Source organism: Streptomyces sp. ISL-66 (assembly GCF_018614135.1).
In the GTDB taxonomy this organism is placed as follows: domain Bacteria; phylum Actinomycetota; class Actinomycetes; order Streptomycetales; family Streptomycetaceae; genus Streptomyces.
The window spans coordinates 1-9,064 of the sequence record NZ_JAGGOW010000022.1; the positions used below are offsets into that span (position 1 = coordinate 1).

Annotated in this window: 8 protein-coding genes; 2 read left to right on the forward strand and 6 right to left on the reverse strand. The window is 73.3% G+C overall.

Translation table 11 applies throughout. The features are described 5' to 3' along the window. Nucleotides 1-82 precede the first annotated feature (82 nt). From J7E97_RS04655 to J7E97_RS04680, 6 genes are all read right to left on the reverse strand, one after another. Nucleotides 83-679 (reverse strand): Uma2 family endonuclease, encoded by a 597-nt coding sequence (locus tag J7E97_RS04655; RefSeq protein WP_215022591.1) that lies wholly within the window; start codon nucleotides 677-679, stop codon nucleotides 83-85. A gap of 82 nt (nucleotides 680-761) precedes the next feature. Then, nucleotides 762-2,072: a DUF58 domain-containing protein gene (locus J7E97_RS04660; protein WP_215022593.1), complete on the reverse strand. Its 1,311-nt coding sequence runs from the start codon at nucleotides 2,070-2,072 to the stop codon at nucleotides 762-764. Then, nucleotides 2,072-3,037 carry a MoxR family ATPase gene (locus tag J7E97_RS04665; protein WP_215022596.1) on the reverse strand — a complete coding sequence of 322 codons (966 nt, stop codon included), beginning with the start codon at nucleotides 3,035-3,037 and terminating at the stop codon, nucleotides 2,072-2,074. Before J7E97_RS04665 ends, J7E97_RS04660 begins: the two co-directional genes overlap by 1 nt. After that, on the reverse strand, nucleotides 3,034-4,401 hold the full coding sequence (locus J7E97_RS04670) for a DUF4350 domain-containing protein (protein WP_215022598.1): 1,368 nt from the start codon (nucleotides 4,399-4,401) through the stop codon (nucleotides 3,034-3,036). Before J7E97_RS04670 ends, J7E97_RS04665 begins: the two co-directional genes overlap by 4 nt. Further along, on the reverse strand, nucleotides 4,398-5,066 hold the full coding sequence (locus tag J7E97_RS04675; protein ID WP_215022600.1) for a DUF4129 domain-containing protein: 669 nt from the start codon (nucleotides 5,064-5,066) through the stop codon (nucleotides 4,398-4,400). The genes J7E97_RS04670 and J7E97_RS04675 overlap by 4 nt, the downstream gene beginning before the upstream one ends. A 6-nt stretch (nucleotides 5,067-5,072) precedes the next feature. Further along, entirely contained in the window at nucleotides 5,073-6,350 is a 1,278-nt protein-coding gene (locus J7E97_RS04680) for a glycerophosphoryl diester phosphodiesterase membrane domain-containing protein (protein ID WP_215022602.1), read from the reverse strand. A 234-nt stretch (nucleotides 6,351-6,584) separates the two neighbouring features. Between J7E97_RS04680 and mtrA the strand changes: the two genes are divergently transcribed. Next, nucleotides 6,585-7,274, forward strand: a complete 690-nt coding sequence (mtrA, locus tag J7E97_RS04685; protein WP_189747360.1) for a two-component system response regulator MtrA — start codon at nucleotides 6,585-6,587, stop codon at nucleotides 7,272-7,274. Between the two features lies 1 nt (nucleotide 7,275). Then, nucleotides 7,276-9,064, forward strand: a 1,789-nt coding sequence (gene mtrB, locus J7E97_RS04690; protein WP_308346376.1) for an MtrAB system histidine kinase MtrB, incomplete at its 3' end; no start/stop codon positions are given.

Genomic DNA, 9,064 nt, shown 5'->3' on the forward strand with positions numbered 1-9,064 from the left:
GAAAGCCCCGCACCAGCCCTTATAGGGTCCGGTGCGGGGCTTTTCTGCGTTTACGGCCAGGCTGCGGGCACGCTCCCCGCTGTTACCAGTCGGCTGGGTAGCTCTTGAGGCTGCTCGTGTCGAGCGACCACCGGCCGGCGGTAACGGCATCCCCGAAGGCGTAGGGAACCTTCTTGCGGTAGCGGATGCCGTCGGGCCCTTCCGAGGGGTCGCTGTGCACGGTGACGGTCCTCTTGTCCTTGCGGGGGTCGACCACGACATACAGAGGGACCCCCATCCTCGGGTAGTCGTGCAGCTTGTCGCGGATATCGGTGAGGGAGTTCGTGCGGGAGACGACCTCCACGACCATCAGGACGTCGCGGGCGTTGACGACCTTCGCCGTGTCGTCGGTGTCCTCTTCCGCGATCACCATGAGGTCGGGGACCTTGGTCAGTCCGGTGATCGGATCGCCCATGTTCGTGTCGTTGAGGGCCATGACCTCAGGCGTCTGGGTCTCGATCTGGCGGCGCAGGCGCACCACGTTCAGCCCGTGGGGCGCCGTGGGGCTCATCATCGTGAGGAAGATCTGACCGTCGGTGGTCTGCACCTTCCACTGGTCCTCCTGGTGCTCGGCCAGCTCCGCGAGCTGCTCCGCGAAGTCGTGCAAACGGCGCATCTGCTCGGGGTCGAGGTCGGCCATGGTGTCCTCCTGGTGAGTGCCCCGGCCAGCGTATCCAGCGGAGACGGCACGTGCCCGCGCCACGTGAACAGGTTCCGGGAGGCTACAGCCGGCCGGCGGCCTTGAGGGCGAGGTAGGCGTCGGCCAGGGCCGGGGCCAGGGTGTCGGGGGTGGCGTCGACCACGTGGACGCCGTGGCGGGTGAGTTGCTCCGCCGTGCGGTGGCGGGCGGACTGGGACTGGGTGCCGGCGGCGGCTTCGTAGACCGCTTCGACGGTGCCGCGGGACGTGGTCATCTCCGCGATGTGGGGGTCCGCCACGGAGGCCAGCAGGACCGTGTGGCGCTGGGTGAGGCGGGGGAGGAGCGGGAGGAGGCCCTCTTCGACGGGAGCCGCGTCCAGACCGGTCAGGAGGACCACCAGGGAGCGGCGCGGGGCGCTGCGCAGGATGGTGGAGACCAGGGTGCGGGAGTCGGTTTCGACGAGCTCCGGTTCCAGGGTGGCCATGGCGTTGACGAAGGCCGGGAGGGTGTCGGCGGCCGAGCGGGCCTGGACCTGGGCGCGGGGGCGGCGGTCGTGGGCCAGGAGGTCCACGCGGTCGCCGGCCCGGGTGGCCAGTGCGGTCAGGAGCAGGGCCGCGTCCATGGCGGCGTCCAGGCGGGGGGCGTCGCCGACGCGGCCGGCCGAAGTCCGGCCGGTGTCCAGGCAGATGAGGATGTGGCGGTCGCGTTCGGGGCGCCAGGTGCGGACGGCCACCTTGTTCTGGCGGGCGGTGGCCCGCCAGTCGATGGAGCGGGTGTCGTCGCCCGGCACGTAGTCGCGCAGGCTGTCGAACTCCGTGCCCTCACCGCGCGTCAGCACGCTGGTGCGGCCGTCGAGTTCGCGCAGTCGGGCGAGGCGGGATGGGAGGTGCTTGCGGCTCGCGAAAGGCGGCAGGACGCGCACGGTCCACGGGACGGTGTGGTGGCCCTGGCGGGCGAGGAGGCCGAGCGGTCCGTACGAGCGGATGGTGACGCGGGCCGCCTGGCGGTCGCCGCGGCGGGTGGGCCGCAGTCGGGTGGTGAGGCGGCGGCGTTCGCCCGCGGGAATGCTCAACGCGTGGCGGGAGGCCGCGACTTCGGTGCCGGGGACCCAACTGCTGGGGGGCCAGGCGTCGCGGATCCGGGCGCGCAGGGTGCGGGTGGAGGTGTTGGTGACGGTGAGGTGGACGTCCGCGGCCTCGCCGAGGCGTACGGAGGTGTCGCCGGAGCGGTCCAGCCGGAGCGTGCGGACGGGCGCCGCCAGGGCGTAGTCGACGACGCAGGCCAGGGCGATGGGGGCGTTGACCGCCAGCATCCCCGTCCAGCTCGGTTCGACGATGCCGACGGGGATGCTGCCGAGGGCCGCGAGCAGGGCGGCGCGTCCGGTGAACGCCATCAGCGCGGGACGGGGACGTGGGAGAGGATCGCGGTGATGACCGCGTCGGCCGTGACGCCCTCCATCTCGGCCTCGGGACGCAGTTGGACGCGGTGGCGCAGGGTGGGCAGGGCGAGGGCCTTCACGTCGTCCGGGGTGACGTAGTCGCGGCCGACGAGCCAGGCCCAGGCGCGGGCGGTGGCCAGCAGTGCGGTCGCGCCGCGCGGGGAGACGCCGAGGGTGAGCGAGGGTGATTCGCGGGTGGCGCGGCAGATGTCGACGACGTACGCGGTGATCTCGGGGGAGACGCTGGTGGCCTCGACGGCCTTGCGGGCGGCTTCGAGCTCGGCGGGGCCGGCGACCGGGCGGATGCCGGCGGCGTGCAGGTCGCGGGGGTTGAACCCGGCGGCGTGGCGGGTCAGTACGCCGATCTCGTCCTCGCGGGAGGGGAGGGGCACGGTGAGCTTCAGGAGAAAGCGGTCGAGCTGGGCCTCGGGGAGCGGGTAGGTGCCTTCGTACTCGACCGGGTTCATCGTGGCGGCGACGAGGAACGGCTCCGGGAGCTTGCGGGGGGTGCCGTCGACGGTGACCTGGCGCTCCTCCATGGCCTCCAGGAGGGAGGACTGGGTCTTGGGGGGCGTGCGGTTGATCTCGTCGGCGAGGAGGAGGTTGGTGAAGACCGGGCCGTTCTGGAAGGAGAACTCGGCGGTGCGGGCGTCGTAGACGAGCGAGCCCGTGACGTCGCTCGGCATCAGGTCGGGGGTGAACTGGACGCGCTTGGTGTCGAGTTCGAGGGAGGCCGCGAGGGCGCGTACGAGGAGGGTCTTCGCGACGCCGGGAACGCCTTCGAGGAGGACGTGGCCGCGGCACAGGAGGGCTACGACGAGACCGGTGACGGCGGAGTCCTGGCCGACCACGGCCTTGCCGATCTCGGTGCGGAGCGCCTCCAGGGCGGAGCGGGCGCTGCTGTCCGTGGTGGCCGTCATGAGGAGCGGACCTCTCTTTCGAGGGCGTCGAGGTGGTCGGTGAGCGCGACGAGTGCCGCGTCGGTTCCGGGGGTGGGGCCGAAGAGCAGGGCGGTGAGGTCGCGGGGGCCGGTGTCCGCGCCGGTGCCGGGGCCCGTGCCGGGGCCGGCGTGGGTGAGGCGGGCGGAGACCGGTGGGACGAGGGAGGCGGGGTCGTGGGCCAGGGTGGCCGGTACGCCGACCAGTGCGGCCAGGCGTTCGCGGGTGGCGCCGCGCAGCACGGTGGCGGCGCGGTCGCGGGCCCCGGCCTTGCGGTACAGGCGGGCGCGGCCCTCGGTGGCCTCGGACGCGCGGACGCGGACGGGCAGCCGTTCGGTGACGAGCGGACCGAGGCGGCGGGCGCGCCACAGGGCCGCGACGGCGGCGGCGAGGAAGAGCTGGAGCAGGGCCCAGCTCCAGCCGGCGGGGATCAGTTCGAGGAAGTCCTTGTCCTGGGTGCCGGCGTCCGCCGGGTCGGAATCGGCGAGGGACGGCAGGTACCAGACGAGGTGGGGGCGGGAGCCGAGGAGTTGGAGCGCGAGGGAGGCGTTGCCTTCCTTGGCGAGGGTCTTGTTGAGGAAGACGGCCTCGGAGCCGAGGAGGACGGTGTCGCCGCCGGGGGTGCCGGTGGGCAGGACGAGGAGGGTGGGGCGGCCGCCGCTGGGGTAGCAGGCGGTGGCCCCGGGTGTGTCGTCGACGTAGCGGTAGCCGCCGCCGGTCGCGGCCCGGCCGGCGGAGGTGGCGGCGGGCAGCCCACAGGGGACGCCCGGGCCGCGCGGGTCGAGGTTGCCGTCCGTGCCGGTGGCACCGTTTCCGGAGCCGGGGTTCAGGGCGCGGGTGCCGGGGGCCAGGGTGGGGAGGCTGAGGGAGCTCGGGGCGATCAGGACCGTGCGGCCGCCGGAGAGGTCGATGGCGGAGCGGATCGCGCGCAGCCGGCCGTCACCGAGCCGGTCGGGGTCGGTGACCAGCAGGGTCGTGTCGGGTCCGGCCGCGCGGGCGGCCTCGTCGGCGGTGGTCACGACGCGGGTGTCGACGCCGCGGGCCTTGAGCAGCTCGGCGACGGCCCGGCTGCCGGCGGGGTCGGCGGAGCGGGGGTCGAGGTACCCGTGCCGGGCACCGGAGTTCAGGGCGGCGAACGTGAGGCCGGCGGCGAGGAGCACGGCGAGCGCGATGAGGAACCCGCGGGCGCGGTTCCAGAGCGCGCCGACGGTGGGGGCGGCCGCGGCGGTTTGCCTCGGGGTCTCGGGGCGGGGGGCGCCCGGGCCGGTGGGCCTGAGTGCCTCGGGGCGGGCTGCGGCCGGGCCGGTGGGGCTCGCGGCCTCGGGGCGGGGGTCGGCCGGGGTCATGGGGTGGGGCCTGCCAGGAGCGGCTTGGTTCGGGTCAGGGCTTGGTCCAGGGCGCGGAGGGAGGCGTACATGGCCTCGTTGGCCGGGCGGGCTCCGTAGGTGACGTCGTCGAAGGTGCGGGCCGCCGCGCGCAGGGCGGCGGCCTGGGAGGGCAGGGACGCCGCGGCCTCGGCCGCCGCCTCGTCGGCCGTGCGGCCCGGGCGGGGGTCGAGGAGGGTGCGCTCCTCCAGGGAGCGGACCACGGCACGCATGCGTTCCTGGACGGCCTCGTTCCAGCGGCCCTCGGCGGCCAGGGCATCGGCGGCCGTGCGGTGGTCGGCGGCGCTGCGGATGCCGTCGTCGAACAGGGCGCCCACCGCGCTGCGAACGGCCCGTCGGGGGGCGCCGAGCCGCCACCACAGGGCGGCGACGACGAGGAGGGTGAACGCCGCGACGGCCACCAGGCCCAGGGTTCCGCCCGGGGTGGCGCCGGAGGCGTGGTCGAAGAGGTCCCCGACCCACTCCCAGAACCGGTTCAGGACGCGCTGGAGCAGCCCCGGATCGTTTCGGTGGTACTCCGGCTTCGACAGCTCCTCGCGCGCCGCCTCGCGGGCGGCATCACGGCCGGTCGTGACCGGTGGTGTGGCTGATCCCGTCCGTGCGAGCAGGCCCCCCGTGCCCCTCATCCCGCGTCAGCCTCCGGTGGGCGGCGCGGTGGCGCCCGTGCCGTAGTTCTCGATGCCGGCGGCCCGCGCGAGCTCCAGGTCGAGGGCCTCGCGGCGGATGCGCTGGTCGACGTAGAGCAGGACGGTGACGCCCGACTGCATCGGCATGGTGATGGTCAGGCCGATGATTCCGCCGATGCCGGCGAGGATCAGGAAGCCCCAGCTGTTGCTTCCGGTGCCGCCGGCGAGGCCTTCGAGACCGCCGCCGAACAGGGCCGCGCCGAGGAAGGTCAGCGGCACGACGATGATCCCCGCGACGAAGCCGGTGATGAGGTTGGTGAGGAAGGTGATGCCGAAGATGCGCCACCAGGAGCCCTTGACCAGCTTCCAGGAGCGGGCGCAGGCCTTGGCGAGCGTGGCCTTCTCCAGCATGAGCGCGGGCGACGCCAGGGAGAGCTTGATCCACAGCCACAGAACGAGTCCGACGGCGGCGAAACCGCCCAGGACGGCGAGGCCGACGCTCTCGGTGAGGATGGCGGGCAGGAGCAGTACGCCGACCAGGAGGAGCGTGCCGACGCCCAGGAGCAGGGTCAGGGCGAACAGCCGCGGCAGCTGCGAGCGCGACTCGCGCCAGGCCCCGCCGATCGAGGAGGCGTGGCCGAGCACGGCGCGGCTGAAGATCATCGTGAGCATCGCGGTGGCCGCGATGGTGCCGACGAGCTGGATGAACATTTCAGCCAAAGTCAGCGAAGCGGTTGCGCCCACGGCATTGATCTGATCCTCGACGGAGGCCGTTTCCGACTGGTCGAGGACGATGTCGCCGAACGCGAACTTCTGGATGAGCACCGAGGTCAGCTGCACGACGACGGCCACGACCAGGGTGATCGGCAGCACCGAACGCCAGTGCTTGCGCATGGTGGCGACCGCGCCGTCGAGGATCTCGCCGAGACCGAGGGGGCGCAGCGGGATCACGCCCGGCTTGACCGCCCGGGCCTGGTTCCATCCGCCCTGGCCGCCCGGAGGGGCCGGGTAGCCGCCGTGGCCGAGCTGCTGCCCGCCGGACGAGCCCCAGCCCTGCGGCGCTCCCGCGGGCGGCTGCCCCGGTCCGGGGGGCGGGGTCTGGCCGGGCGTGGGGCTCGACCACTGGCCGGGCGGCGGCTGCTCGGCGGACCATTTGGGGTCGCCGCCGTCGCCGCCCTCGCCGCCGGAGGGCTGCGAGGCCGGGGCGGGCGGCTGCGTACCGTGGGAGCCCTCACCGTCGGACGGGGAGGATCCGGGCGTAGCCCAGCCCGGAGAGTCGTTCATCGTCGCTCCTTCACGTGCACTGCGGGGTGCGGGCGCTTGGTCCGGCTGCCATCGTGCCATGTGACAACCTCGAACGGACCAAGCGTCCTCTGGATCCCGGCCGGCCCGCACCTTCATTTGTCAGGCGGATCCGGGGCACACTGGGCGCCTTGATCTCCACGCAGGTCCGAGGGGCGATTTCCAGCCCCTGGGGCTGTGGGACAGATCACCGCCAGGTAACGATTAGCTAATGGGATGATGTCAACCATGAAGGGACGCGTCCTTGTCGTCGACGACGACACCGCGCTGGCCGAGATGCTCGGCATTGTGCTGCGGGGAGAAGGTTTTGAGCCGTCGTTCGTAGCGGACGGCGACAAGGCACTGGCTGCCTTCCGTGAGGCGAAGCCGGATCTGGTCCTGCTCGACCTCATGCTGCCCGGACGGGACGGCATAGAGGTGTGCAGGCTGATCCGCGCGGAGTCCGGCGTACCGATCGTCATGCTCACCGCCAAGAGCGACACCGTGGACGTGGTGGTGGGCCTGGAGTCCGGCGCCGACGACTACATCGTCAAGCCGTTCAAGCCGAAGGAGCTGGTGGCCCGCATCCGCGCCCGCCTGCGCCGCTCGGAGGAGCCGGCTCCCGAGCAGCTGGCCATCGGTGACCTCGTCATCGACGTGGCCGGGCACTCGGTCAAGCGGGACGGCGCCTCCATCGCGCTGACCCCGCTCGAATTCGACCTGCTGGTCGCACTCGCCCGCAAGCCCTGGCAGGTGTTCACCCGCGAGGTGCTGCTGGAGCAGGTCTGGGGCTACCGCCACGCGGCGGACACCCGCCTGGTCAACGTGCACGTCCAGCGACTGCGCTCCAAGGTCGAGAAGGACCCGGAGCGCCCCGAGATCGTCGTGACGGTGCGCGGTGTCGGCTACAAGGCCGGACCGAGCTGACGTGCAGCCCGGCAAGCCCCGGAGCGGCTCCCGCTGGGGAGCGCTGCGGGGCGGCCGGCAGCTCCGTCCTGACGCGGTCGGAGCTCCCGGCGGCCCCGTGCTGCGGCTGTTCGTACGCCTCGTACGCCGGCCGCTGCTTCCGGCCGTCCGGCTCTGGCGGCGCAACATCCAGCTCCGGGTGGTCGCCGCCACCCTGCTGATCTCGCTCGCCGTGGTCCTCGCCCTCGGCTTCGTGGTCATCGCCCAGGTCAGCAAGGGCCTCCTCGACGCCAAGGAGGAGGCCGCGCAGAGCCAGGCCGCGGGAGGGTTCGCGGTCGCACAGGAGAAAGCCAACACGCCCTACACGGCGGACGGGCCCGACGCCTCCGACAACAAGGTCGGCCGCGACGCCAGCACCTGGATGAACTCCCTCGTAAAACAGCTCGCCAGCGGCGGGCAGAGCGCCTTCGAGGTCGCCGCCCTGGGCGCCGGCACCGGCACCGGCGAGGAACAGCCGCCCGCACGGGGCGCCCTCGGCGTCCGCGGCGCGCGCGCCTCCGGCAACGTGGATCCGAACGCCAGCGTCCCGCAAGGACTGCGCCGGGAGGTCAACCACGCCACCGGCGCCTTCAAGACGTTCTCCGAGGTCCGCTACACCGCCGGCGCCGGGGCCAAGGCGCCCGAGCCCGCGCTCGTCATCGGCAAGCGGCTCACCGACATCAACGGCGACCCCTACGACCTGTACTACCTCTTCCCGCTCACCCAGGAGGAGGAGTCCCTCAACCTGGTCAAGGTCACCATCGCCACCGCCGGGCTCTTCGTCGTCGTCCTCCTGGGGGCCATCGCCTGGCTCGTCGTGCGCCAGGTCGTCACCCCCGTACGGATGGCCGCGGGCATCGCCGAGCGGCTCTCCGCGGGGCGGCTCCAGGAGCGGATGAAGGTCACCGGCGAGGACGACATCGCCCGCCTGGGTGAAGCCTTCAACAAGATGGCCCAAACCCTCCAGAACAAGATCCAGCAGCTGGAGGACCTCTCCCGGCTGCAGCGCCGCTTCGTCTCCGACGTCTCCCACGAGCTGCGCACCCCCCTCACGACGGTACGCATGGCCGCGGACGTCATCCACGACGCCCGCGCCGACTTCGACCCGGTCACCGCGCGCTCCGCCGAGCTGCTCGCCGGACAGCTCGACCGCTTCGAGTCGCTCCTCGCCGACCTGCTGGAGATCAGCCGGTTCGACGCGGGCGCCGCCGCGCTGGAGGCGGAGCCCATCGACCTGCGGGACGTCGTACGGCAGGTCATCGACGCCGCGGAACCGCTCGCCGAACACAAGAGCACCCGGATCCGCGTCCTCGGCGACACCCAGCCGGTGATAGCCGAAGCCGACGCCCGGCGCGTGGAACGGGTCCTGCGCAACCTCGTCGTCAATGCCGTCGAGCACGGCGAGGGCCGCGACGTGGTCGTCCGGCTCGCCTCCGCGGGCGGGGCCGTCGCCGTCGCCGTACGGGACTACGGAGTCGGGCTCAAGCCCGGCGAGGCCACCCGCGTCTTCAACCGCTTCTGGCGGGCGGACCCGGCGCGGGCGCGCACGACCGGCGGTACCGGCCTCGGCCTGTCCATCGCCGTCGAGGACGCCCGGCTGCACGGCGGCTGGCTCCAGGCCTGGGGCGAGCCCGGTGGCGGCTCGCAGTTCCGGCTGACGCTGCCGCGCACCGCCGACGAGCCGCTGCGCGGATCGCCGATCCCGCTGGAGCCCGAGGACTCCCGGGCCAACCGGGCCAGGGCCGCCGCGGAGCGCGGGGCGCCGGCCCGGC